Annotated in this window: 20 protein-coding genes; 6 read left to right on the top strand and 14 right to left on the bottom strand. The window is 32.7% G+C overall.

Annotation, left to right across the window (positions count from 1 at the left end; translation table 11 throughout):
* Window positions 1-7 precede the first annotated feature (7 nt).
* The 7 genes from CC87_RS06605 to fdnG form a co-directional block, all read right to left on the bottom strand.
* The gene (locus CC87_RS06605) at window positions 8-1312 is read right to left on the bottom strand and encodes a phenylacetate--CoA ligase family protein (RefSeq protein WP_038057407.1); all 1305 of its coding nucleotides are present in this window, start codon (window positions 1310-1312) and stop codon (window positions 8-10) included.
* A 14-nt stretch (window positions 1313-1326) separates the two neighbouring features.
* On the bottom strand, window positions 1327-1755 hold the full coding sequence (locus CC87_RS06610; RefSeq protein ID WP_038057409.1) for an ACT domain-containing protein: 429 nt from the start codon (window positions 1753-1755) through the stop codon (window positions 1327-1329).
* Window positions 1756-1765: 10 nt separating this feature from the next.
* Complete coding sequence (locus CC87_RS06615) at window positions 1766-3061, bottom strand: phenylacetate--CoA ligase family protein (RefSeq protein WP_051920708.1); 1296 nt, start codon at window positions 3059-3061, stop codon at window positions 1766-1768.
* Window positions 3062-3085: 24 nt separating this feature from the next.
* Complete coding sequence (locus CC87_RS06620) at window positions 3086-5017, bottom strand: molybdopterin biosynthesis protein (protein ID WP_038057413.1); 1932 nt, start codon at window positions 5015-5017, stop codon at window positions 3086-3088.
* 2 nt (window positions 5018-5019) lie between these two features.
* Entirely contained in the window at window positions 5020-5724 is a 705-nt protein-coding gene (locus CC87_RS06625; RefSeq protein WP_038057415.1) for a formate dehydrogenase accessory protein FdhE domain-containing protein, read from the bottom strand.
* A 99-nt stretch (window positions 5725-5823) separates the two neighbouring features.
* Window positions 5824-6567 (bottom strand): 4Fe-4S dicluster domain-containing protein, encoded by a 744-nt coding sequence (locus CC87_RS06630; protein WP_038057417.1) that lies wholly within the window; start codon window positions 6565-6567, stop codon window positions 5824-5826.
* A gap of 81 nt (window positions 6568-6648) precedes the next feature.
* Entirely contained in the window at window positions 6649-9681 is a 3033-nt protein-coding gene (gene fdnG, locus CC87_RS06635; RefSeq protein ID WP_084222228.1) for a formate dehydrogenase-N subunit alpha, read from the bottom strand.
* Between the two features lie 814 nt (window positions 9682-10495).
* Here fdnG and CC87_RS06645 point away from each other — a divergent pair.
* Window positions 10496-11728 (top strand): molybdopterin molybdotransferase MoeA, encoded by a 1233-nt coding sequence (locus CC87_RS06645; protein ID WP_038057421.1) that lies wholly within the window; start codon window positions 10496-10498, stop codon window positions 11726-11728.
* A 52-nt stretch (window positions 11729-11780) separates the two neighbouring features.
* On the opposite strand, the gene CC87_RS06650 is transcribed toward CC87_RS06645, so the two are convergent.
* Both CC87_RS06650 and CC87_RS06655 read right to left on the bottom strand, forming a co-directional pair.
* Window positions 11781-13286 (bottom strand): hypothetical protein, encoded by a 1506-nt coding sequence (locus CC87_RS06650; RefSeq protein ID WP_038057423.1) that lies wholly within the window; start codon window positions 13284-13286, stop codon window positions 11781-11783.
* A gap of 118 nt (window positions 13287-13404) precedes the next feature.
* Complete coding sequence (locus tag CC87_RS06655; protein WP_038057425.1) at window positions 13405-14895, bottom strand: sodium-dependent transporter; 1491 nt, start codon at window positions 14893-14895, stop codon at window positions 13405-13407.
* Window positions 14896-15069: 174 nt separating this feature from the next.
* Between CC87_RS06655 and CC87_RS06660 the strand changes: the two genes are divergently transcribed.
* The 3 genes from CC87_RS06660 to CC87_RS06670 are packed head-to-tail and all read left to right on the top strand — an operon-like array spanning window position 15070 to window position 18424.
* On the top strand, window positions 15070-16494 hold the full coding sequence (locus CC87_RS06660; protein ID WP_038057427.1) for an ArnT family glycosyltransferase: 1425 nt from the start codon (window positions 15070-15072) through the stop codon (window positions 16492-16494).
* Window positions 16495-16497: 3 nt separating this feature from the next.
* Window positions 16498-17811 carry a DNA repair protein RadA gene (gene radA, locus CC87_RS06665; RefSeq protein ID WP_038057429.1) on the top strand — a complete coding sequence of 438 codons (1314 nt, stop codon included), beginning with the start codon at window positions 16498-16500 and terminating at the stop codon, window positions 17809-17811.
* A gap of 7 nt (window positions 17812-17818) precedes the next feature.
* Window positions 17819-18424 (top strand): TVP38/TMEM64 family protein, encoded by a 606-nt coding sequence (locus CC87_RS06670; protein WP_038057431.1) that lies wholly within the window; start codon window positions 17819-17821, stop codon window positions 18422-18424.
* Here the strand turns inward: CC87_RS06670 and hisF are convergent.
* The 5 genes from hisF to CC87_RS06695 all read right to left on the bottom strand — a co-directional run bounded on the left by hisF (window position 18414) and on the right by CC87_RS06695 (window position 21298).
* Window positions 18414-19193, bottom strand: a complete 780-nt coding sequence (hisF, locus tag CC87_RS06675) for an imidazole glycerol phosphate synthase subunit HisF (RefSeq protein ID WP_038057433.1) — start codon at window positions 19191-19193, stop codon at window positions 18414-18416. The genes CC87_RS06670 and hisF overlap by 11 nt on opposite strands.
* A gap of 93 nt (window positions 19194-19286) precedes the next feature.
* Window positions 19287-19478, bottom strand: coding sequence for an FmdB family zinc ribbon protein (locus CC87_RS06680; RefSeq protein ID WP_038057435.1), 192 nt, complete (start codon window positions 19476-19478; stop codon window positions 19287-19289).
* 115 nt (window positions 19479-19593) lie between these two features.
* The gene (cutA, locus tag CC87_RS06685; protein ID WP_038057437.1) at window positions 19594-19923 is read right to left on the bottom strand and encodes a divalent-cation tolerance protein CutA; all 330 of its coding nucleotides are present in this window, start codon (window positions 19921-19923) and stop codon (window positions 19594-19596) included.
* Window positions 19924-19988: 65 nt separating this feature from the next.
* Window positions 19989-20843 carry a 16S rRNA (cytidine(1402)-2'-O)-methyltransferase gene (gene rsmI / locus CC87_RS06690; protein ID WP_038057439.1) on the bottom strand — a complete coding sequence of 285 codons (855 nt, stop codon included), beginning with the start codon at window positions 20841-20843 and terminating at the stop codon, window positions 19989-19991.
* 2 nt (window positions 20844-20845) lie between these two features.
* Entirely contained in the window at window positions 20846-21298 is a 453-nt protein-coding gene (locus CC87_RS06695) for a hypothetical protein (protein ID WP_211248404.1), read from the bottom strand.
* Between the two features lie 99 nt (window positions 21299-21397).
* Here CC87_RS06695 and CC87_RS06700 point away from each other — a divergent pair, with 99 nt between their 5' ends.
* Together CC87_RS06700 and feoB are read left to right on the top strand one after the other, a co-directional pair.
* Window positions 21398-22501 carry an aminopeptidase P family protein gene (locus CC87_RS06700; RefSeq protein ID WP_038057441.1) on the top strand — a complete coding sequence of 368 codons (1104 nt, stop codon included), beginning with the start codon at window positions 21398-21400 and terminating at the stop codon, window positions 22499-22501.
* 10 nt (window positions 22502-22511) lie between these two features.
* On the top strand, window positions 22512-24542 hold the full coding sequence (gene feoB / locus CC87_RS06705; protein ID WP_038057443.1) for a ferrous iron transport protein B: 2031 nt from the start codon (window positions 22512-22514) through the stop codon (window positions 24540-24542).
* Window positions 24543-24560 lie beyond the last annotated feature (18 nt).

Consider the following 24560-nt stretch of genomic DNA (forward strand, 5'->3'; position numbering starts at 1 on the left):
TAGCCTCCTATTTTAAATTTCTCTTATCTATAATTCTTTTAGCCTTTCCTTCACTTCTTGGAATACTTTTAGGCTCAACCAATGTAACCTTTACTCTTACTCCTACAGCTTCTTCTACTCTTTTTTCCAATTTTTTACGAAGATTTTCTATAGTTTTTACATCATCAGAAAAAACCTCTTTTGACATTTCTACCTGAACTTCTATTTCATCCAAATAATGAGGTCTGGTAAGCACTATTTGATAATGAGGCTCTACTCCCTGCACTTCAAGAATAGCCTGTTCAATCTGATAAGGAAAAATCATTACACCTCTTACTTTTATCATATCATCACTTCTTCCTTTAATTCTTTCTATTCTGGCCAAAGTTCTTCCACAGTCGCATTTCTCTCTATGAAGAGTAGTTATATCTCTGGTTCTAAAACGTATCATCGGCATTCCTTCACGAGAGAGACTTGTTATTACAAGTTCTCCTTCCTGACCTTCGGGCAGAGTTTCTCCTGTCTCAGGATCAATAATTTCTACTAAGAAATGATCCTCCCAGATGTGCAATCCATTTTTAGCAGGACATTCATGAGCAACTCCTGGACCAATTATTTCGGTAAGTCCATAAACATTATACGCCTCTATTCCAAATCTTTTTTCAATTTCTTTTCTCATTTCTTCAGTCCACATCTCAGCACCAAAACTTCCTTTCTTAAGTTTCAAAGCTGAAGGATCAATCCCCATCTCTTCTTTGGCATATTCTGCTAAATAAAGAGCATAAGAAGGAGTGCAGGCAATTACTGTAGTTCCAAAGTCTTTCATAAGTTCAATTTGTCTTCTGGTATTTCCTGCAGAGGCAGGAACTACTGTTGCACCTATTTTTTGAGCTCCGTAATGAAATCCAAGTCCACCTGTGAATAATCCATAACCATAAGCAATTTGAATAATATCATCTTTAGTAACTCCTATCATTGTAAGAGAACGAGCTATCAGTTCTGCCCAAAGTTCTATATCCTTTCTGGTATAACCTGCTACAACAGGCTTACCTGTGGTTCCACTAGAGGTGTGAACTTCTACTATTTCACTTAAAGGCTCTGCAAATAGCCCAAAAGGATAGGCTTCTCTCATATCCATTTTACTTGTAAAAGGCAAATATTTTATATCATCTAAGGTTTTAATATCTTCTGGTTTTATCCCCTTTTCATCAAATTTCTTTTTATAAAAAGGAACTCTTTCATAAACTCTTTTAACTACTTCTTTTAATTTTTTTAATTGAAGCTCTCTTAACTTTTCTTCATCCATACATTCAATTTCTTTATTCCAAAACATAAAAACTTCCTCCTTTACTTTATATAATCCTTAGTAAGAAGATTATATCCATTATTTTTTAAGGCTCCAAGAGATTCTTCAAAATTATCAACCTCAAAAATAAAGAAGGCTTTTTTTCTACTTTCTGGAACATAAACTAAAGCATTTTCTATATTTACTCCTTTTGAAGAAATAAATTTAACTACTTCATGAAGCCCCCCTGGTTTATCTACTATTTCAATTCCTATAGCAGGAGTTATAGCTACAGCAAATCCCTTTTCTTTAAAAAGCTGATAGGCTTCTTGAGTTTTATCTACAAAAATTTTAATTACTCCAAAATCTTTAACACTGGTAATAGAAAAACCCAGAATATTTATTTGGCTATCAGCCAAAATTTTGGTTATTTTTTCTAATTTACCTGGCTTATTCTCTACAAATATAGAAATAATTTCTACTTTATGCATTTTATGCCTCCTATAAAGTCCTTTTATCTATTACTCTTTTCGCTTTTCCTTCACTTACTGGTAAGGTGCCGGGTTCTAATAATTCAACCTTTGGTCTTACCAAAATTGTCTTTCTTAATTTTTCTATAATTTCTTCTCTAAGCTTTAAAAGCCTTTCTACTCTACCATCAAAGAAATCTCTATCTATTTCTACTTTTACAATCATTTCATCATAATTTTCAAGCACAATTTGATAATTCTGAGCTACTCCTTTTATACTCATAAGCACAGCTTCTATTTGTTGTGGAAAAATATTTACTCCTCTAACTATAAACATATCATCGCTTCTTCCGAGAATTCTTGAAATTCTTCTATGAATTCTTCCGCAAGGACAAGGTTCGTTTATAAAATAAGTGAGATCTCTGGTTCTATATCTTATAAGAGGCATAGCTTCTCTATTAAGAGAAGTTAAAATCAGCTCTCCTATTTCTCCTTCTTTTACAGGTTCTCCTGTTTGTGGATTTATAATTTCTGCCAAGAAGGCATCTTCCCAAATATGAAGTCCATTTTTATAAACACATTCAAATCCAACACCAGGACCTCCCATTTCAGAAAGTCCATAACAATTATAGACATCTATCCCAAGCATATCTTCTATTTTTTTTCTTGTTTCTTCAGAATAAGGTTCAGCTCCTAAATAGGCTCTTTTTATTTTTAAATCTTTTCTTGGATCTATGCCTTTTTCCAGAATTACAGAAGCTACATAAAGGGCATAACTTGGTGTCATGTGAAAACAAGTAGTTCCAAAAGTTTTCATTAATTCTATTTGTCTTTCTGTATTTCCAGGCCCTGCAGGAATAACCATGACTCCTACTTTTTCAGCTCCATAATGCATTATAAAAGCACCTGTAAAAAGTCCATAGGTCATGGAATTTTGCAAAACATCTCCTTTAGTAGTTCCTGACATTACCAAACATCTGGCAATAAGTTCTGCACCAAAATCTATATCTTTTTTTGTAAAAAATATGGCTTTAGGTTTACCTGTAGTTCCACTGGAGGTGTGAAGCCTTATCACCTCTTCTTTTGGAACAGCTAAAAGTCCATAAGGATAATCCACAAAAAGATCCTCTTTTGTAGTAAAGGGTAGTTTTACAATATCTTCTAAGGTTTTAATATCTGAAGGTTTTACTCCTGCTTCTTCAAATTTTTTACGATAGTGAGGCACTTTATTATAAACAACTTCCACCACTCTTTTTAATCTTTCAAGTTGAAGTTTTTTTAGCTCCTTTTCTGGTAATGTCTCTATTTCCCGATTCCAGAAAGACACATCCACCTTTTATCCTCCTTTTTCTCAGTTTTCATATACTACTTTTCCCATATCTCTTATATCATATCCTCCTAATTTTATAACCATATTTCTAAAATCATTATCATTTCTTATAATATCAAGAAAAGCTTTTATAATTTCAAGATCTAAAAATTCCTTAGGAATGAGAATGTCATATCTCTCTTCTGTAAGAGGAATAAAATCCAGACCAAGTGCTTTTGCTGCAGCATATATACCTAATCCCACATCTGCTCTGCCGCTTAGCACTGCCTGAGCAACTCCCATGTGGGTATATTCTTCATTTTCATAGCCTTTTATTTTAATAGGGTCTATCCCAAGTTCTCTTAAATGTTTATCAAGAAGAAGTCTTGTTCCTGAACCTGACTGTCTGTTTATAAAAATTACATCTTTTCTAATAAGGTCTTCAAAACTTTTAATATTTTTGGGATTACCTTTTTTAATAATAAATCCCTGTGTTCTATAAACTAAGTTTATCAAAACTACTTTTTTTTCTGGTAAAAGTTTTTTTATAAAGGGTATATTATATTCTCCTGTTATTTCATCTAAAAGATGAGTGCCAGCTATATGAGCCTCTCTTTTTTTAATAGCAATTAACCCTCCCATAGAACCTACATGTGCAGAAGAAAGACTCACATGAGGATATTTTTTTCTAAGAAAATTATAAAGAATATCCAAGGTATTATCATGGCTTCCTATACAAACAATGGTATTATCTATCTCTTCTTTAGTTCTCCATAAATAAACCTCTACATTTTGGCCAGGAGAATATCCTTCAGAACCAGCAGGTATAACTATATAACCATCTGCTCTTACTACAGACATGAGAAGACCTGCTCCTCTTCCCATAGGAGAAACTATATACTTATTACCCACTTTACCGACTTTTACTCTTATAAATTCATCTACACCTATAGCTGATGAAATTTGTCTTGAAAGAATAGCTTGGATTCTTTCTTCTTTGGGAAGTTTTGTTCCCAAAAAAAGCTCCAAAAGAGGTCTTACAAATAAATAATAACAGAATATAGCTGAAACAGGGTATCCTGGAATACCTAAAACAGGTTTGTTATTTATAAATCCAGCTATAAAAGGTTTTCCTGGTTTAATAGCCACACCATTGATAATAACTTCACCAAGTTGGTTTATAATATAGTAAGTAAAATCCTCTTTCCCATAACCTGAACCTGCATTTAAAAGAACCATATCACATTCTTCCAAAGCCTTTAGAAGATTATTTTTTATATCATTTTCTTCATCCTTAGAAATAGAATAAACCTTAGGTTCTCCTCCATCTTCTCTTATAAGATTAGAAAGCACTGCAGAATTGTATTCTATAAGATATGGTGGTTTTAAAGTAAATTTTTTTAATTTTTCTGGTTCTATTAATTCCGACCCTGTAGGAATAATTCCTATTAAAGGTTTTTTTCTAACTTTTATTTCTGTGATACCACTTGCAAGAATAGCTCCGATTTCAACAGGTTTTATAAAATAATTCTCAGGAATTATCATTTCTGTAGCCACAATATCTTCCCCTATAGGCCGGACATCGTGATAAGGAGGATAGGATTTATAAATTTCTATATATCCATTTTTTATATTTACTTCTTCAACAGGAATTACAGCATCAAAGTTTTCGGGAAGAGGATCGCCTGTTTCAATCCAGATAGCTTCCTCTCCTATTTTTAGTCTCACAGGATCTTTTTCAGTAGCTGAAAATGTATCCTTTGATCTCACTGCATATCCATCCATAGCTGCAGAATGGAAATAAGGAGAAGAAAGCCTTGCAAAGACAGGTTCTGCCGTAATCCTACCTACAGAATCCTTTACACTTATAAATTCTCCTTCAAGAGGAAACTTGCACCTTTTTTCAAATTCTTTATTAAGTATATCAAGAGCAGCATTAAGGGTTATCAGCTTGTGAAAATGATGCCTTCCCATCTTTAAACCTTTCTTATACCCAGCACATTAGGAGACTTCCTTTCATAACCCCTTTCCTGTGCCACTACATCAAGAGGCAAACTTATAAGATCTATAAGAAATAGGTCTCTAAACCTATCAAATACATCTGCTTTAAAACTTTTTATATAACTTTTACAATTTTTGCACAAATCTATTCTTATTTCATCTTCATCCACAAGAAGGTCTATCTGGGTAGGATCTCTTACCAAACAATTTGCACAGCCTATCCTGAAAATTTTACCCCGAGTCTCACAAAGTGTGCAAACTATGTATCTGCGATTATCTTCGTCTATCAAGGCAAGAGAAGGAGAGCTTCCACATACTGGACACTTTCCCTCTTCAAAAGAGTATTCTCCTTTTCTTTCTGAAGCTAAATAAAAACCTTTCATTAAAATAAATAAAGACCTTTCAACTTCCTCTCCCTGCTCTTTTTCAAGAGGAAGATCTTTTAAACATAAAGGATTATTAAAGGGATCTTCGTTCAATTTCTTTATACTTTCTTTTAGAAAATCTACAAATTCATAGGGAACATCAAAAATCTCAGCAAAAGGGGTAAGCACTTCCTCTACTTTTGAAGCACCTTTAACTTTTTCCTTAAATTGCAAGAGCTTTTCATAAAGATTCAGTACCTCCTCCAAATGCGGTCTTTCTTTTTTTAAATTACTTATTAAAACACATTTATTCATTAATAATACCCCCTTATTAAGATTTAACCTTATCACAAAACTTGAGAAAAGACAAGAGAAGGGGAAAGGTTCTCTTTTCCTTTCCCCTTTTTATAATTTTTAAACTCTCACCAGAGTTTCTTTGCTTCCGAGAAACTTCCGGACTATAGAGGCATCAACTGGAATTCCTTTTTTGACAAGACCTCTAAGAAGTTCTCCTAAGGCTAACACATCTTCAGAAACTTTTGGATTTTCTACCAACTGATAAACCTTAGGAGGCTCATTAAGAGCGTATATTACTCCTAAACCACCTCTTTCTTTTTCTCCATATATGTATTTAAAGCCCTCTTTTTTGGCCTGAGCAATAAGTTCGTCTCTGTCTCCAAATCTGATAGCCCCTGTAGGACAGGCCTTGGCACAGGCAGGCTCAAGCCCTGCTTTAACCCTGTCAATGCACATGTGACACTTGGAAATTTTACCATTTTCGTCATATCTCGGAATATTGAAAGGACAGGCATAACTACATGCTCTACAACCAATACAAATACTTTTATCATAAAAAACTATACCTGTTTCCTTATCCTGCTGCAAAGCATGTACAGGACATACCTGTACACAAGCAGGATCTCCACAATGCCTGCATCTCTGACTTACAAAGAGCCATTTTAAATTGCCAAAGGCATCCGTAGTTTCTATAAAATGAATTTTATTATAAGTGCTTCCACTCAAATCTGGAGGATTTTCATGAGTTCCTCTATTTTTTGTTTTTTCAGCTGGCAATTGATTCCATGACTTACACGCCACCTGACAGGACCTGCATCCTATACAAAGCTCCGGTGTTATAAGCAGTGCCTTCCTTGCCATTTTTATACCCCCTTAAATTTCTTTTACATTTCTTTTTTGATAACAAGGGCAGGGCACAATCCCTGCCCTTATTTTATCTTTTTAAGCTTTTTCAATATTCACCATAAATACCTTGGTTTCAGGAATTGTTGTATTTGGATCACCCACATCCGGAGTAAGGAGGTTTGCACTGTCTCCACCACTTCCATCTTTTGGCCACTGCCAGCCAAAGTGCCAGGGAAGACCTACCACATGCACAGTCTTACCAAGCACCTTAAGAGGTTTAATTCTCTCAGTTACTATGGCAATTGCCCAGAGCTCACCTCTTGGAGACTTGACTATCACCTTGTCTCCAGACTTTATTCCTTTTTCCTGTGCAAATTCTTTGCTCATCTCCACAAAAATTTGTGGCTCAAGCTCAAGGAGCCAGTCCATGTGCCTTGTCATAACACCAGTTTGCCAGTGCTCAGTGACTCTGTAAGTGGTTCCCACAATGGGATATCTTGGATCATGAATAGCAAGTTTATCAACAGGTTTTGCCTTAAATATCTTGGCAAGTGGATTGAATTTGTACTTGGGATAAAGCGGGTTCTTACTAAGTGGGGACTCAACTGGCTCATAGTAAGTTGGGAATGGACCATCTGCCCTTCCCTTTCCAAAGATTACTCCCACTCCAAGAGGTTTCATAATAAAGGGCAGAACTCCTCCAAGGGCAAGAGGTGGCTGTGGGCCATCAGGCACATCTCCAACCCATTTCTTCTTACTTGCATCCCACTTAATAACTGGCCTTTCAGGATCCCAGGGCTTTCCATAAAGATCCACACTGGCACGGTTATAAAGAATTCTTCTATTAAGTGGCCAACACCAGGCCCACTTTGGATAAAGCCCAAGACCTGTAGGATCTTCTTTACCTCTCCTTGCCATCATATTGCCTTCTTCTGGATAGCTACCAGAATAGAGCCAGTTTCCACAGGCAGTAGAACCATCATCTTGGAGATATACAAAATTTGGCACCTGTTGACCCTTACTGAATTTCTTGCCCTTCACCACTTTATCAGCGGTAAAGTATCCATTGATCTCCTTGGCAATAATAGTGGTGTCAACTTTTTCATCTCCATAATTCCAGTTGAGGTGAAGAATAGGCTCTGGAAATACCCCACCTTCTTTCTCATAAAGTGCTTTTATTCTTTTATAAAGTTCATTCATTATTTCAGCATCGGGTTTACATTCACCGGGTGGTTCAACTGCCTTATAACGCCACTGGGCAAGTCTTCCAGAATTTGTAATACTTCCTTCCTTTTCTACAGATGCTGCACAAGGTAGGAAAAATACTTCTGTCTTTATCTTCTTGGGATCCATTCCAGGACCTTTCCAGAAAGAGGCTGTCTCATTGTCCCAGAGATTTACAGTTACCATCCAGTCAAGTTTAGCAAGAGCCTCTCTAACTTTATTAGCATTTGCTGTAGAGCATGCAGGATTCTGACCCCAGGCAAAAAATCCCTTAATCTCACCATTATACATGGCATCAAAAAGATTAAGCCAGGCATAACTTTTATTCTCATCCCTCTTGGGCAAATATTGATAACAGAACTCATTTTCAGGCTTAGCATAATTTCCATAAAATGCCTTAAGCAAGCTTACTATATACTTAGGACGATGTTTCCACCAGTTAAGGCTCTTTGGCTCCTTGGTGATAGGAGTATAGTTCTTGATATAGGTCTTTAAATCTACATCTGTTGCTTTTGGTGTAGGAAGATATCCAGGCAGGATGTGAAAGAGTATGCAATGGTCTGTTGAACCCTGCACATTAGATTCACCTCTAAGTGCGTTAACTCCACCACCTGCCATTCCGATGTTTCCAAGAAGAAGCTGGATAATGGCCATAGCCCTGATGTTCTGCACACCAGTTGTGTGCTGAGTCCAACCCATGGCATAGCACTCTGTCATCACCCTATTGGGTTTACCAGTAGAGGCAATAATTTCATAAATTTCAAGAATCTTATCCTTGGGGATACCAGTGATTTCAGAGACTTTTTCAGGGGTATACCTTGCAAAGTGCCTCTGAAGGAGTCTTAACACGCACCGAGGATGCTTCAGTGTAGGATCTTTCTTTGGCACTCCGTTTTCATCAAGTTCAAATTTCCATGTGGACTTATCATACTTCTTAGTCTTTGGATCAAAACCAGAAAATACGCCATCCAAATCATCAGGAAGCTTAAACTCTGGTACCACTATAAAAGGAGCATCTGTGTAATTTACCACATAGTCTTTAAAATAAAGTTCGTTGTCAATGATGTACTTAATAAGACCTCCAAGAAAAGCAATGTCAGTACCTGGGCGGATCTGGGCATAGATATCAGCTTTGGCAGCAGTACGGGAAAACTTGGGATCTATAACAATGAGCTTGGCACCTCTCTCTTTCTTGGCCTTCATTATCCATTTCATTGAGACTGGGTGGTTTTCTGCAGGGTTACCACCCATTACCAAAATTACATCGGAATTCTTGAGGTCAATCCAGTGATTTGTCATTGCGCCTCTTCCGAACGACTCTGCCAGAGCCGCCACGGTGGCGCTGTGTCATATTCGCGCTTGGTGTTCAATATAAACAATTCCTAATGCTCGCATGAGTTTTTGAAGAATGTAACACTCCTCATTATCAAGAGCAGCAGAACCTACATGAGCAATTGCCTCAATTCTGTTTACTACCCTTCCCTTTTCATCCTTGTGAATAAAATACTTGTCTCTGGTTTCTTTTACCAACTTAGCAATCCTATCAAGAGCCCAATCCCAGGAAACCTCCTTCCAGGTATCACTATAGGGAGCACGATAAAGTGGTTTTAGCACTCTGTAAGGATTGTTGACAAGCTGATAAAGAGATGAACCCTTAGGACAAAGGCTTCCCTCATTAATAGGGCTATCTGGATCACCCTCAGTAGCAACCACCTTACCACCCTTGGCATATACAATAATACTACAACCAACTGAGCAATAGGGGCAAACAGTGGTTATTTCTTTAGCATTTTTTATCCTGAGCTCCTTAGCATAGGCCTTAACAGAACTAAGATCCAAACTAAAGGAGCTCAGGACAAGGGAACTTATTGAAAGCTTTAGAAAATCTCTACGAGTTAACTTCATCTTTTCCCCTCCATTTTTAAAAGTATTTTTATAATATTTAGCTAATTTATAGTCTCTTTTAATAAATTTAAAAAATTCAGAACAAAAGGCAAGTTTAAAAATTTTATAAATAATTAAAATCTCTAAATTTATCATTTATTTTCCTTTATTTTAGAATGTTATTCTTTTAATTTTTGCAATTTTTTTAAGAAATTGCATAGTAACAGGCAACGCGATGTTCTTCACTATAAAGAATGGAGGGAGAAAATTTGCATTCCTCCATAGCCAAAGAACAGCAGAGATGAAACTTACAACCTGAAGAGGGATTTTTTGGATTGAGTGCATCTCCTAAAACTTAGGGATATCAACTGGAGCAAAGGTTCTTTCCTGTAAGGGCCAACTCCTCCTGCAGTCTGGTCAGGTCTGAAAAGGTACCCGAAAGAATTTTTTCAGGTTGCTTCTCTTGGAGTGAAATATATCTTATCAAATAAGAAGACTTCTCCTTATTCCACTAACGTCAGTAAACGCTTAATTAAAATCACCCAAACTTCATTTTGAGATACAGGATTAGCTCTCCGGCTTCCAAAAATACTATGCCTCTCTCGGAGAAATTCTTATAAGATGAAAAATAATAAAACTTTTAGAAATCAAGGCATCTTCTTATGTTCCTCTTAAAAAAATATCAGGTTTAAAGCAATTTTTAAAAGATTTTAAAGAAAGAGCTCTTTTGGGTTGATAGTTTATCCAAGAAAGAAAATTTTTAAGGCATCTGAAATATTTTTTTTATTTTCTGGAGCTCTGTGCTAATAAAAGAAAAAGGTGTATAATAACAAACATGCTGGATAAGGGTTATCTTTCAAGAAAAAAAGCCCTTGAACTGCTTTTATCTCACCTAAAATTTAGAGTTCTTGAAGCCGAGACAATTCCTATAGAAAAAGCCTATGGAAGGGTAGTTTACGAAGATATAAAAGCCCCTGAGGATCTCCCAGGGTTTGAACGCTCAACAGTTGACGGCTATGCTGTAAATGCTGCTGATACCTTTGGTGCAAAGGAAACATCCCCTACTTATCTCACCCTCAAAGGTGAAATCTCCATGGGAGAAATACCTTCCTTTGAATTAAAAAGGGGGGAGTGTGCCTACATCCATACAGGTGGAATGCTTCCTCCTGGAGCTAATGCAGTAGTAATGGTTGAGCATACAAGCCTGGCTGGAGGAAATTTGGTAGAAATTTTTAAAGCCGTTTCCCCATACGAAAATGTGATTCTAAGAGATGAAGACGCAAAAAAAGGAGAAGTAATAATACCTGCGGGAAAAAGGCTTAAACCTCAGGATATAGGAGCACTTGCAGGCTTAGGAATTTCTGAAATAAAGGTTGTTAAAAAGCCTAAAATTGCTATTATCCTTACAGGAGATGAAATTATTCCTCATACTGAAAAAATTACACCTGGAAAGGTCAGAGATATAAATTCTTTCACTTTATCTGGTCTGATAGATGAAACAGGTGGAGTTTCTTTAAAAATGGGAATTGTAGAAGATAATTATGAAAAAATTAAAGAAATGGTGCAGAAGGCATACGAATTAGCAGATATAATTTTAATTACAGGGGGAACAAGTGCAGGAACTAAGGATATGACAGCCCAAATTATTAATGAATTAGGTAAACCTGGTATTTTATTTCATGGAGTTTCTATAAAACCTGGCAAACCTATTATTGCAGGAATTTGCAATGACAAACCTGTTTTTGGATTGCCAGGACATCCTGTAGCGGTATATATTTGCTTTGATCTTTTTGTAAAACCTGTTATAGAAAAAATGATGGGATTAAATAAAAGATCCTTTAAGCCTAAGATAAAAGCAAAAATATCTAAAAGTATATATTCTCAAGCTGGAAGGACAGATTTTATAAGGGTTTTTTTGGAAAAAAGAGATGGAGAACTTTGGGCTGTTCCACTTTTAAGTAAATCTGGATTAATAATGAGCTTGGTTAAAGCTGATGGTTTAATTTGTATTCCAGAAAACTTGTTAGGATATGAAAAAGGAAAAGAAGTAGAAGTAGAGTTAATATAAAGAGGCCTCTTCATCTTATTTTGCTGAAGAGGCCTCTTCAATCTCTCAATTTTTAGAAGAAATAATAAAAACTTAACATAAAGCGATTAACAATCCCATCATCTCCATCACTTTTTCTGTAATCAGTAATAGCACGGAGATATTCAAACCCTGTTCCAAGTTCAGGCACGAACCTGTAAAGAAAATGTGCATAATACATCTGTTGTTGAAGTCTTGCACCAGGTACATACTTCAAGTCACTATTTAATGGATTATCCACACCCCATCCAAACCAGCTCTGAAGTTTTGGAGTGAGTTTCACTCCAAGTTCCACCCATCCTCCCACAGCATGAATAGGAGTAATAGAAACTATTTTATCTGCAGTTTTATCAAATTTAGTTAAATCTGTAGCATAAGCATAACCGCCTGCACTATTATCATAATATTTAATTCTTGCAGTTTGTCCTACAGCACCTGTATAATAACCGCCTAATCCCTGTCCATACCAGAATTCTCCTGAAAGAGTAGGTTTAAACTTTGCTAAAACTGGTAAAGGTAAACGCAATTCCAGTCCTGTAGAAAAACTTGTAGTTTTTACAGCTCCTGTTAGACTTTTATAGTCTTTTTTATATTCTTGTCCTGAATAATGACCAAACAAGGCAAATAAAGCGGGGCTGTCAAAGAGTTTAGTTTGATAAGCAACTCTTGCTTCAACCCCAGGAGCTCCAAAATCCGCATTAGGCTCGTTATCAAATACCACCACTCCATTTAATTTCCCAAAATTAAAAGGTTTATCAAGAGCTAACTGGAATTTTAAAAGATCTTTATTAGATAGTTTAAAGTTTTTTGTAAGCCTTATTTGAGTTAATCTATAACCCAAATTCCCCATATAAGATCCTGCTGGAAAGTTTGATAGATGAGGATAAAGCTGAGCAATGGTCATCCAGTCATGTCCAACTCTGAATTCCCAAGAATTTTTAATAACTTCAAGATAAGCAAGTCTTGCTCTTAAAGGAGCATGCTGAGGATTCCAGGGAGTTTGTTCTTCATTGTGAGATTCTGTGTAAAAATCCATCTCAAATTTTCCTTTTATAGTAAAATCTTTGTAAGGTTTTATTAAATCTAACCCAAATCTGCTGTGTCTAAAAGTAAGAGTTGAAGTAGAATCATGTCTTCCTTTGCTTTTTGGCAAAGCCCACAATAAGTATATTGTTCCTACTGAAGCAGAATCTTGCCAAATTAAATCACCCTTTATATAACCATAAAAATCTACTTTTGACTTTCCTGCACCATACCCACCTTTAGAAAAAAAGCCAGAAAGCATTCCTCCTTCTTTTGTTTTGGCAAGCTTTTCTTTAGTTTCTGCAACTTCTTTTTTAACTTCTTTAATCTCGACTTTCTGCTGGGCTTTTAATCTTTCAATTTCACTTTTTAAATACTGGTTTTCTTGCTTTAACTCTTTAACTTCCTTAATCAATTCTTGAACAAGTTTGTACATCTCTTCATCTGTTACAGAAAAACCCGAAGAAGGTAAAGAAAGAAGACCACAGGTTAATAAAATTGCTCCCAATTTCTTCATTTGATCTCCTCCTCTTTATAAAATTTTATTCTTTATATTTATTTAAATTTAAAAATTTTAAAAAAATTTCTATAACATTGTTTATCAATTTTTTCAAGACTTTGTTTGAAAAAATCTTTTAATTTAGAAATTTTTTACTTCTAATTGATGCTATTGCCAGTAGTAAAACACAAACAACTATAAAAATTCGTGCAACAATTAAATTCCAAGACATGTGTGAAAAATACTGAGGAAACTTTACAATTGCCCAGAAATAAAAAAGAACTCCTATAAAAATAAGAGACAAGCTATAAAATATATAAACAAAAATTTTGGGAATTCTTAAAAAGGCGTTTTTATTCAATTCTTTATGAAAAGAATCTACTCCAAAAAGCCATACAAAGGCAAAGATCTCTATAAAACCGAAAATAATAAGAAATAAAGTTCCTGCCCAGAAATCCAGCTCGTCAAGAAACTCGGGAATAAAAGCTGAAAGAAAAGCTCCTAAGGAAACCATAAGCACAGCTATACTTACAGCTTTATTATGAGACCATTTCATTTCATCTTCAAAAAGAGCAATTAATGGCTGAGTCAAAGCAAGGGATGAGGTTAAAGCTGCTATAAAAAGCAAAAAAAACCAAATAAAAGAAAGAAACCAGCCAAAAGGAAGACTCATCAAAATAGCAGGCATGCTTATAAAACCCAATCTAAAAGTGCCTTCATTGGCAAGAGTGGGAATAGAAGAAGCACCAAAGATTGCAAAAGCTGCAGGAATAGCAATAGATCCTCCTATTACTATCTCTACAAATTCATTTAATCCTGCAGTATAAAGACCTATTTTTAGAACATCTTCATTTTCTTTTACATAACTTGCATAAGTAGCAATAGCTCCCATAGCTAAGGATAAAGTAAAAAAAATTTGTCCTGCTGCTTCTACCCAGACTTGAGGATTCAAAAGTTTATTAAAATTAGGTTTAAAAATAAAACAAAGGCCTTCAAGGCCTTTCCAATGGTTCAAAGATAAAGAAACAATTGATAAAATTATTCCCATAAGAAAAAGGAGAGGAATTCCTATTTTAGCTGTAAATTCAATACCTTTTACAACCCCTTTATATAAAAGATAAGCATTAATACATAAAGTTATGATTAAAAACACAATAGCCCATAAACAGGGCCGAGTGTAATTCCTATAAAAATCCAAAAAGGGCATCATAGCTAATTGAGGATCGGAAGAATGTACAGGATGTGGCATTTTGTGAAAAATAGATAAAATAGCAAAACCCAAAGTCCAGGATTCAATATAGATATAATAACAAACTATAAGAAAAGGAATAGTAACCCCTAAGCTTCCAACAGCTCTTGCTAAGGATGATTGATTAAAAAATTCTCCCATAATGCCAGCCATAGAGCCATGGCCTTTAGAACCTGCATATCTACCTATTACCCATTCTAAGATCATAAGAGGAATTCCGAGAACTATCAAAGAGATAAAATAAGGAATAATAAATGCTCCGCCTCCATAAAGAGCAACCTTAGAGGGAAAACGAAGAATATTACCCAGACCTATAGCATTTCCTGCAGCAGCAAAAACAAGCCCTATTTTGGAAGCCCATGTTTCTCTTTTATGCATAATTTTTCAATATATATCGCTTAAAAAAATTTTTGTCAATAAGGTAAAAATACACTGCTTAAATTCCAGTTGAAAAGTTTAGAACCTGAAGTAAAATTCCTTTCAATTAAGCCCTGATTTTGATCAAAGCAGAAAAAGAGAATCGGCAAAGACTTTTATTTCTTATATTTTAGAATGTTTAAAAAATTCAAAAAATATAAAAATTTAATAGTCTTTATACTTCTTTATTTTTCTTTTAAACTTCTCTATCTTTATCACTTAAAACTTCCTTTGTCTTATGATGAAGCTTATTACTGGGATTGGTCAAGAATTTTAGATTGGGGATATTATAGCAAACCCCCTATGGTAGCTTGGCTGATAAAAATTTCTACTGAGATATTTGGAATATCTGAATTTGCTGTAAGATTTCCTGCTTTGGTTTGCAATACTCTCTCTTTGCTCTTTTCTTATCTCTTGGTTGATCGTTATTTTGAAAGAATTAAAGCAAATTATTTGGTTCTAACATTAGCTTTTCTTCCTATTTTAACAGTTTACAGTTTTATAATGACTATAGATCCACCTTTTATTCTTTTCTGGATTATAGCAACTTATTTCTTCTGTTTATATTTAGAAAACCCTAATTACAAAAATGCTTTTTTAACAGGTATTTTCACAGGACTTGGACTTCTAAGTAAACAAACTATGTTTGCATTCTGGATATTAAGTTTATTTTATTTAATATTTTTTAGAAAAAATTTAGCTTTTAAAAAGTCAAGCTTATTTTTAATCTTAATACCATTTTTGATTTATTTTCCTAATTTATGCTGGAATTATACACATCAATTTGTTATGTTTAAACACACAGAACATCATTTTTCCAAAATTGGTTTTTCTTTTGAAAAATTTTTTTCTTTTTTTATAGAATGTTTAGTAATTTATTCTTTTTTTCTTTTGATTTTTCTATATAAAGGCATAGAATATATTAAAAGAGAGAGTTTTTTTTCACAAATTTTAAATTTTTTGTATATTTTATCTTTTCCTTTAAGTTTATTTTTTATTTTAATAAGCATTTATATTAGATTGAATATTAATTGGATAATGCCTTTCATACTTTCTGGATTTCTTTTCACTTTTGCTTATTTAAAATTTGACAAAAATTATAAAAGTTTTTTTTATTTAAATCTAATTTTTATAATTTTAGTTTCTGGTATTACCTTATATTCGGGCTTTATATATAATAAAGCTCCATCTTTAATTCAGCCAATTTTTAGTAAATTCAAGGGTTGGAAAGAACTCGCTAAGGAAGTAGAAAAATTTTATAAACCAAATATTCCAATTGTTGTATCTCATAGAGAAATAGCATCTTCTTTAGCTTTTTATATAAAAGAACATCCTTATATTTATGTAATTAAAACTCAAAATTTTCCAGAAAATCAGTATCAAATCTGGAGAGATGATAGAGAACTTAATGGTAAAATAGTTTTGGTAGTTAAAAAATGGGGCTCTCCACCTGAATATTTAAAAAAAGCCTTTAAACTTTCTGAAATAAGAATTAAAATAACAGAAAAGAAATATAAGGATTATTCCATTTGGCAAGGAATTTGGAAAAAAAGTGATTGAAAAATGGCTTATTATTGTCAAGAGTGCGGTTATAAAAGTTTAAAATGGCTGGGTAGATGTCCTGAATGTGGAGCCTGGAATTCCTTTGTAGAAGAAAAAGCATCTAAAAAAAGAAAAATTTCTTCATTCAAGGCTAAGATCTTAAAACTTTCTGAAGTAAGATATGAAACTAAAAAAAGATTAAAAACAGGGCTTAGTGAATTTGATTTGGTTTTAGGCGGAGGCATAGTTCCCTCTTCTCTTATTCTTATTGGAGGAGATCCAGGAATAGGAAAATCTACTCTTCTTACCCAAATAGCTGGACTTCTTGCTGAAAAAAATTTAAAAGTTGTTTATGTTTCTGCTGAGGAATCTGCTGAACAGGTGAAATTAAGAGTTGATAGATTAAAGGTTAGCAAGGATTTTTATTTTATTTCAGATACAGATTTATCAGCCATTTTAGAGACTGCAGAAGAGATTAATCCTCAGCTTCTTATTGTAGATTCTATTCAGACCGTTTATCTTCCGGAATTACAGAGCTCCCCTGGAGGAGTCTCTCAAATAAAAGAATGCACCAATGCTCTAATGCGTTTAGCCAAAGAAAAAAACATAGTGGTAATTTTAGTAGGACATATTACCAAGGGTGGAATAATTGCTGGTCCTAAAATTTTAGAACATTTGGTAGATGTTGTGCTTTATTTAGAAGGAGAAAAAGAAACGGGTTTTAGAATTCTCAGAGCTGTTAAAAATCGCTTTGGTCCTGTAAATGAAATAGGTGTTTTTATAATGACAGAAAATGGTTTAATTCCTCATTCTCAGTATGAAGATATTTTTCTTGCTGGAGAAGAAGGAGCTATTTTTTGCATTATAGAAGGCACTCGTCCTCTTCTGGTAGAAGTTCAGGCTCTGGTAACAAAAAGTTATTTATCTATGCCAAGGAGAACAGCAGTTGGGTTTGATCCTGTAAGACTTTCTTTATTGGTAGCTATTTTGGAAAAAAAAGTTGGTTTTAATTTTAGCCAGCAGGATATTTATGTAAAAATATCAGGTGGTTTGAGAATAACTGATCCTGCAGCTGATCTTGCAGTAGCTATGGCTTTAATTTCAAGCTTAATAGAAAAAAGTCTACCTAAAAATACTGTTTTCATAGGAGAAATTGGCCTTTCAGCAGAACTAAGACCTGTTAGAGATATAGGTTTGAGGCTGAAAGAGGTCGAAAAAAAGGGTATGAAAAAAGCTTTTATCCCTGCAGGAGTTAGTTTAAACAAAAAAGAATTTAAAATGGAAATTGTTCCTTGTAAAAAGGTTTCTGAAGTCTGTAGATATATTTTTAAATGAGGCTTGAATGTTTGATCAATTTTTTTCTCTCTGGAACAATAGAGACGAGCTAAGAGCTTTTATTAGTATTCATCCTTATTTAGGAATTGTTGTATTTATAGCTCTTCAAGTTTTACAGGTAGTTATAGCTCCTTTGCCAGGAGAAGCTACAGGTTTTTTGGCGGGTTTTTTCTTTGGAGCATTTAAAGGGCTTATCATAAGCATGATAGGTATTATCATCGGTTCTTCCATAGCTTTTTATGTAGCGAAAGTCTGTGAAAAAAAATGGTTTAAAAAATACGAAAAATCTCCAATATACTTAAAAATAAAAAAAATCTTTAAAAAACATGGATTAACAGGAGTTTTTATTTTATATCTATTTCCGGGGTTTCCCAAAGATTTGCTTAACTATTTTTTAGGTTTTATGCCTATTACTTTTAAGGGTTTTATAACTATTTGTGCTTTGGGAAGGATACCTGCAACTTTTGCTTTAACCTTGCAAGGAGATGTAGTTTATAAAGGAGATCCTAAAAGAGTTTTAATAAGTTCTACTATTTTTGTAATAGCTTTTTTAACTTTTCTTTTAATAAAAAAAAGAATTTATTTTTGGCTGGAAAACAACGCTACCACTTAATTCTTACTTTAACTCCTCTATTATTTAGATAATCTTTTATTTCTTTTATAGAATACATACCATAATGAACCATGGAAGCAATTAAAGCTGCATCAGCCTTTCCTTTTGTTAAAACCTGATAAAGATGTTCTGGACACCCGGCTCCACCAGAGGCAATCACAGGAATATTAACCGCTTCTGCAATCATTTTGGTAATAGTTAATTCATAACCTTCTTTAGTTCCATCTGCATCTATAGAATTTAAACATATTTCTCCTGCTCCCAAGTTTTCTGCTTCCTTAGCCCACCAGACCGCATCAATTCCCATGGGTTGTCTTCCACCTTTTATCCATACTTCGTATCCAGAAGGGATTTTAGAAGAAGGCTCAACTTTTTTTACATCCATTCCAAGAACAATACATTGAGAGCCAAAAGCTTTAGCACCTTCATAAATCAGTTTAGGATTAAGTACCGCTGCTGTATTAATAGAAACTTTTTCTGCTCCTGCTAATAAAACATCTCTCATATCATCCAAACTTTTTATTCCACCCCCTACTGAAAAGGGAATGAAAATTCTTTCAGCAGTCCTACGAACTACATCAAGCATAATGCCTCTATGTTCAGCACTGGCTGTAATATCATAAAATACTATTTCATCTGCTCCTTCTAAATAATATTTTTCAGCCATTTCCACAGGATCTCCAACCTCTACGTTATTTTTAAATTTTACACCTTTAGTAGTTTTTCCATCTTTAACATCTAAACAAACTATAATTCTTTTACTAAGCATAGTTTCTACTCCAATTTTAAAGATTTTTTTAAAAAGATTACAATAAAGTTTTAAAATTAAAAGAGGGAAACCCCCCTCTTTCTAATTTTAAGCTCAGCTAAATCTACCGCTTCCACAAGAAAACCCGTTAGATTTACTTTTAACTGAAGAAAAACTTGTTACAAGTTTTTCTATTTTTTTAGAACCACAATAAGGACAATTTATTTCTTTTTCTTCTTCTCTTTTAAAGATTAATTTTTCAAAATTTTTACCACAATTATAGCATTTAAATTCATAAATAGGCATATTTATTCCCTCCTTTTTATTTTTAAAGCATTTAAGTAATATAAGAAATAACTTATGATTTTCAATATTCAAAAGATTATAACGATTTTCTTTAGATCAATAAAATTTTCAGGTATTAGGATTTTTCTGTTTCTTTAAAAAGCCAATTTATAAAACATTCAATTCCTTCTTTAATTTCAGAAAGTTGAACAATACAGGGACAGGTATAGGAATGTAGTTCTAAAATTTTCTGTTTTACCTTTTCATAAAGAGAAGAGCGGGTTTTAATAAATAAGATACTTTCTTTAGACTCTTCTATCTTCCCTTCCCACCAATACATGGAAATTACATTAGTATAAATATTTACACAAGCACTAAGTTTATTTTCAAGAAGAGCTTTAGCAATTTTTTTAGCCTCTTCTTCAGAACTACAGGTTACATAAACTAAAATAAGTTTATCTTCCATAAGTAAGCCCCTTTATATAAAATTTTAGATATATAAAATTATTTATAAAACCTAATTCTTTAAAGTCAAGTTTTACCACTTCTTAAAGCGGTAATAAGGTAGTTATAAAGTTCTTTTGCAGACAAATTATATTTTTTTGCTAAAATTTTAGCAATTTCTTTATGTTTTAATCCATCGGCTTTTAAATTTTTGACTTCTTCTTTAAGTTTTTTCCAATCTATCTTTTGTGGTTCTTCCTGTTTCTCTGGCATTATAATCAAAGTTATTTCTCCTAAAAATTCTTCTCTCTTACTAAGTGTTTGCAAATCTGTCCACAAAAGTTCTTCGTGTATTTTTGTTAATTCTCTGGCAAAAAAACAATCCCTGTTCCCAAAAATTTCTAAAAAATTTTTAAGGGTCTTATTTATTCGATGAGGAGCTTCAAAAATAACAATAGGTAAATTCTTAGGTAAACTTTCTAGAATTTTTTTCTGTTCCTGCTTTTTTCTTGGCAAAAATCCTAAAAATATGAAACCTTTATCTAATTGTATTCCTGAAGCACTCAAAGCACATGTTAAAGCAGATGGCCCTGGTATAGGAATAACTTTAATACTTCTTTTGTAAGCTTCTCTAACTAAATAAGATCCTGGATCAGAAATAATAGGAGATCCAGCTTCACTTACTAAGGCTACATCTATCCCCTCTTCTAAAAGCTTTAGAACCTTCTCGCTTTTTTCTTTTTCTACATCTTTATAAAAACTTATTAGCTTCTTTGAACTACATCCGTAATGACTTAAAAGTTTCTTTAAAGTCCTTGTATCTTCACAAGCTATATATTCCACAGTTTGCAATACATCTAAAGCTCTAAAAGTAATATCTCTTAAATTTCCTATAGGCAAAGCTACTACAAACAGCTGTCCTTTTTGGGTATTAGAATCCATTTTTAAATTATATTTTCATCTCTATGAGGAACCCAAACATATTTAAAAAATTTTTGCTCGTTTTTAAGCAATTCTTTAGGAACATTTTCAATTATATTTTTAGCCCAATCTTCAATTTTTTTACCAATTTCTTTTCCCCATTTTATAAAAATTTCTCTTTTATAATCTTCGGAAGAAAGAATTTTACCTGCTACATAAGGTTTACTATCATATGCTGCAAGTTTAAAAATATTAAAAGTCTTCCAATCAAGGGCTTCTAATTCTTTGCTTTTTCTTTTTTCTTCTTCAATTCTATAATTTCTTATAGAATGAGCTAATTTTTTAAAAATGGCATATTTTAAAGCTTCGGCAATCCCTATAGCCTCTGCTAAATCTTCTGGATATCCTAATTTTAAAGCTCTATATTTTTGTAAAGCAGCCATTTTAGGAAATCTGTTAATTACTATTTTTCCCATTTTAATTTTAAAATATAAGTCTAAAAATTAAAATTAACACCAATTTGTAGCTTTAAATCTCTGTGTTAAAATGATTAAAACTTTAACAGGAGATTCTATATGGAATATAAGAACAAAAAATTATTGAAACTTAAAGAATTTTTAGAAAAAAATCAACTTTCTGCTTTTCTTTTTTCTTCCTCTTCTAATGTATTTTATCTTTCAAAATTTAAATCTACTAATGCCTATATAATTATTACCAAAAACAATCAATATTTTCTTACAGACGCAAGGTATTATGAAAAAGCTAAAGAGGAAATAAAAGACTATGAAGTTATTCAAATAAAAGATAACACTATAAAATTTCTAAAAAATTTTTTAAGAAGCTTAGAAATTAAAACCCTTGGCTTTGAAAAAGACAAAGTAAGTTGTGAATTTAAAGAGAAATTAAGAACTAAAGGCATAAAACTGAAAGGCTTTTCTCGAGTGCTTAAAGATTTTAGAATAATAAAAGATGAAGAAGAGATAAAAATAATAAAAGATGGAATAAAAAAAACAGATAAAGTTTATAAAAGTTTTTTAGAGGAGCTAAAGAAACAATTAAAAAAACAAATTTTTCTGACAGAACTTAATTTAAGAGGGATTTTAGTTTATAAAATGTTTGAAGTTGGTGCTTCAGGAGAAAGTTTTCCTTCTATTATAGCCAGTGGTTCTCATTCTGCTATACCTCACTGGGAAAGTTCCTATCAAGAAATAAAATTAAATGCTCCTTTACTTGTAGACATGGGGCTTATCTGGAAAGGTTATTGCACAGATTTCACCAGAACCTTATTTATAGGAAAACCTGACGAGGAGTTTAAAAAGATGTATGAAATAGTAAAAACAGCTTGGTATAAAGGATTTGAAAGGGTTAAAAGAGGAGTCTCTATAGCAGAAATTGATAAAACTATAAGGGAATATTTCCAAGAAAAAGGTCTGGCAGAATACTTTATCCATGCTACAGGCCATGGGGTAGGTGTAGAAATTCACGAAGCTCCCAGAATTTTTTATAAAAATTCAGAAGAAGGAATCATAGAAGATGGTATGGTTTTTACTATAGAACCAGGTTTGTATTTTCCTGGAAAATACGGTATTCGTTTAGAGAATATAATCATAGTTGAAAATGGTAGAGGAGAAAATTTTTCAGAAATAGATCTGGATTTAAAAGTTATTGATCTTTTGTAAGGGATAGATTATGAAAATTATAAAAGTTGCACTGGTAGGAAATCCTAATGTAGGTAAAACAAGTATTCTTAATCACTTAGTTGGAACAAATTTAAAAATTGGAAACTGGTCAGGAGTAACTGTTGAAAAAAAGGAAGGTTATATCAATTATTTAGATTATAAGATCCATTTTATAGATTTACCAGGAGTGTATACTTTAGAAAATATAACTTCTGAAGACGAAAAAGTAGCTTTAGAATATTTAACCAAGGAAGATTATGATGTGATTTTAAATGTCATAGAGACCCCAAAAATAGAGAGGGACTTATATCTTACCTGTCAGCTTTTGGATTTGAATAAGCCTATGGTTTTAGCATTAAATATGATAGATGAAGCAGAAAAATTAGGAATTGAAGTTGATAAGGAAAGACTTTCGCAATTATTAAAAACAAAAGTTGTAAAAACCGTAGGTAGAACAGGACAAGGAGTGAAAGATCTTTTGCCTGCTATTGTAGAAACCTATGAAAACAATTTAAAACCAATAAATATAAAATATCCTGAAAAAGTAGAAAGATATTTAAAGAAAAAAGAAATGTTTAATACAAATATTTCTAAATTTAGTTTAGTAGAAAAAATAAAAGAAGAAAATCCTAGTTTATATGAATTAGTTAAAGCTAAAAGATTTAGATTTTCTCAAGGGGTTGCTAAAGAGGTTACTCGTAAAAAACTCATACCCAAACAAAATTTGAGTGATTTTTTAGATAGATTTTTACTTCACCCTTTTATAGGAAGCGTTTTATTTTTATTGATTATGTATTTATTTTTTAAAATTTCTTTTGATTTTTCTTCTCCTTTTATAGATTGGATAGATGGATTTTTAAATGAATTTTTAGCACCTTTAGTATATGAGGTATTCCATAAAATAGGTACACCAGAATTTTTAAATAATTTCTTTTCTGAAGCTATTATAGGTGGGGTAGGAGCAGTATTAACCTTTTTACCACTTATTTTTATTATGTATTTTCTTTTAACTTTACTTGAAACTTCCGGTTATTTACCAAGAGTAGCCTTTTTAATGGATAGTTTTACTCATAAAATTGGGTTACATGGACAAAGTGTAATTCCTTTAATGCTTGCTTTAGGGTGTAATGTGCCTGCAGTTATTGCTACAAGAACTTTTCAAGATATTAAAGATAAACTTTTAGTAATAGCTATGATTCCTTTCATTTCTTGTCCAGCAAGATTGGTAGTTTTTGCCTATATATCCTTTTTATTTTTCAAAAATCCAGTATTTATAATATTTTCTTTATATTTATTAGGAATTCTTTTTTCTATTTTAACAAGTGTAATTTTAAGAAAAACCTTCTTAAAAAAAACATTGGCTCATTTTGTAATGGACTTACCTCCTTATCGTATTCCTTCATTTAAAGTAATTTTTAATATAACCATGGTTTATGTAAAAGAATTTTTATACAGAGCAGGAACTATAATATTTTTTGTATCCATAGTAGTTTGGCTTTTGTTAAATTTACCTCCAGGTGAAAAAAATATAGAAAACACTTATGCAGGAAAACTTGGGAAAACTTTAAGTTATGTATTTAAACCTATTGGCTTAGGAGACTGGAGAATCACCACTTCTTTACTTTCGGGATTTCTGGCAAGAGAGGCTATAATAAGCAATATGGGAGTAATCATTTCAAAGGAAAAGGGGAAAAAACCTAAAAATATTGAAATAACAATAGCTTTTAAAAAACAAATAAAAAATCTGACTTCAACTATTAAAAATGCAATAATAACCTTATTAGATCCTTTACCTAAATCCTTAGAAATAAAAAAAGAAGATATAGGAATAAAAAAACAAATAAAAAAAATAATAAATTCTAAAGAAGCTATATCTCTATTGCTTTTTGTTTTAATTTATAATTCCTGTGTAGCTACAGTAGTTGCTATGGGAAAAGAAGGGAACTGGAAATTTGCATTAGGATTTTTGATTTATAGTTTTATCTTGGCCTGGTTAGCAGCTTTTATAAACTGTTTGATTTGTAATTTTGTTCATTTATAAATAAATTTTTCAGTTGCC

Origin of the sequence: Thermodesulfobacterium hydrogeniphilum (assembly GCF_000746255.1) — a bacterium.
GTDB classification, from domain to species: Bacteria; Desulfobacterota; Thermodesulfobacteria; order Thermodesulfobacteriales; family Thermodesulfobacteriaceae; genus Thermodesulfobacterium; species Thermodesulfobacterium hydrogeniphilum.

What these genes read in the sequence shown, in the direction of transcription:
- CC87_RS06610 (WP_038057409.1), bottom strand. Translation starts at nt 1,755, where the DNA reads ATGCATAAAGTAGAAATTATTTCTATATTTGTAGAGAATAAGCCAGGT.
- CC87_RS06695 (WP_211248404.1), bottom strand. Translation starts at nt 21,298, where the DNA reads ATGGGAAAAATAGTAATTAACAGATTTCCTAAAATGGCTGCTTTACAA.
- CC87_RS06605 (WP_038057407.1), bottom strand. Translation starts at nt 1,312, where the DNA reads ATGTTTTGGAATAAAGAAATTGAATGTATGGATGAAGAAAAGTTAAGA.
- CC87_RS06620 (WP_038057413.1), bottom strand. Translation starts at nt 5,017, where the DNA reads ATGGGAAGGCATCATTTTCACAAGCTGATAACCCTTAATGCTGCTCTT.
- CC87_RS06650 (WP_038057423.1), bottom strand. Translation starts at nt 13,286, where the DNA reads ATGAAGAAATTGGGAGCAATTTTATTAACCTGTGGTCTTCTTTCTTTA.
- hisF (WP_038057433.1), bottom strand. Translation starts at nt 19,193, where the DNA reads ATGCTTAGTAAAAGAATTATAGTTTGTTTAGATGTTAAAGATGGAAAA.
- CC87_RS06630 (WP_038057417.1), bottom strand. Translation starts at nt 6,567, where the DNA reads ATGGCAAGGAAGGCACTGCTTATAACACCGGAGCTTTGTATAGGATGC.
- CC87_RS06660 (WP_038057427.1), top strand. Translation starts at nt 15,070, where the DNA reads ATGTTTAAAAAATTCAAAAAATATAAAAATTTAATAGTCTTTATACTT.
- radA (WP_038057429.1), top strand. Translation starts at nt 16,498, where the DNA reads ATGGCTTATTATTGTCAAGAGTGCGGTTATAAAAGTTTAAAATGGCTG.
- CC87_RS06670 (WP_038057431.1), top strand. Translation starts at nt 17,819, where the DNA reads ATGTTTGATCAATTTTTTTCTCTCTGGAACAATAGAGACGAGCTAAGA.
- rsmI (WP_038057439.1), bottom strand. Translation starts at nt 20,843, where the DNA reads ATGGATTCTAATACCCAAAAAGGACAGCTGTTTGTAGTAGCTTTGCCT.
- cutA (WP_038057437.1), bottom strand. Translation starts at nt 19,923, where the DNA reads ATGGAAGATAAACTTATTTTAGTTTATGTAACCTGTAGTTCTGAAGAA.
- feoB (WP_038057443.1), top strand. Translation starts at nt 22,512, where the DNA reads ATGAAAATTATAAAAGTTGCACTGGTAGGAAATCCTAATGTAGGTAAA.
- CC87_RS06655 (WP_038057425.1), bottom strand. Translation starts at nt 14,895, where the DNA reads ATGCATAAAAGAGAAACATGGGCTTCCAAAATAGGGCTTGTTTTTGCT.
- CC87_RS06625 (WP_038057415.1), bottom strand. Translation starts at nt 5,724, where the DNA reads ATGAATAAATGTGTTTTAATAAGTAATTTAAAAAAAGAAAGACCGCAT.
- CC87_RS06680 (WP_038057435.1), bottom strand. Translation starts at nt 19,478, where the DNA reads ATGCCTATTTATGAATTTAAATGCTATAATTGTGGTAAAAATTTTGAA.
- CC87_RS06700 (WP_038057441.1), top strand. Translation starts at nt 21,398, where the DNA reads ATGGAATATAAGAACAAAAAATTATTGAAACTTAAAGAATTTTTAGAA.
- CC87_RS06645 (WP_038057421.1), top strand. Translation starts at nt 10,496, where the DNA reads ATGCTGGATAAGGGTTATCTTTCAAGAAAAAAAGCCCTTGAACTGCTT.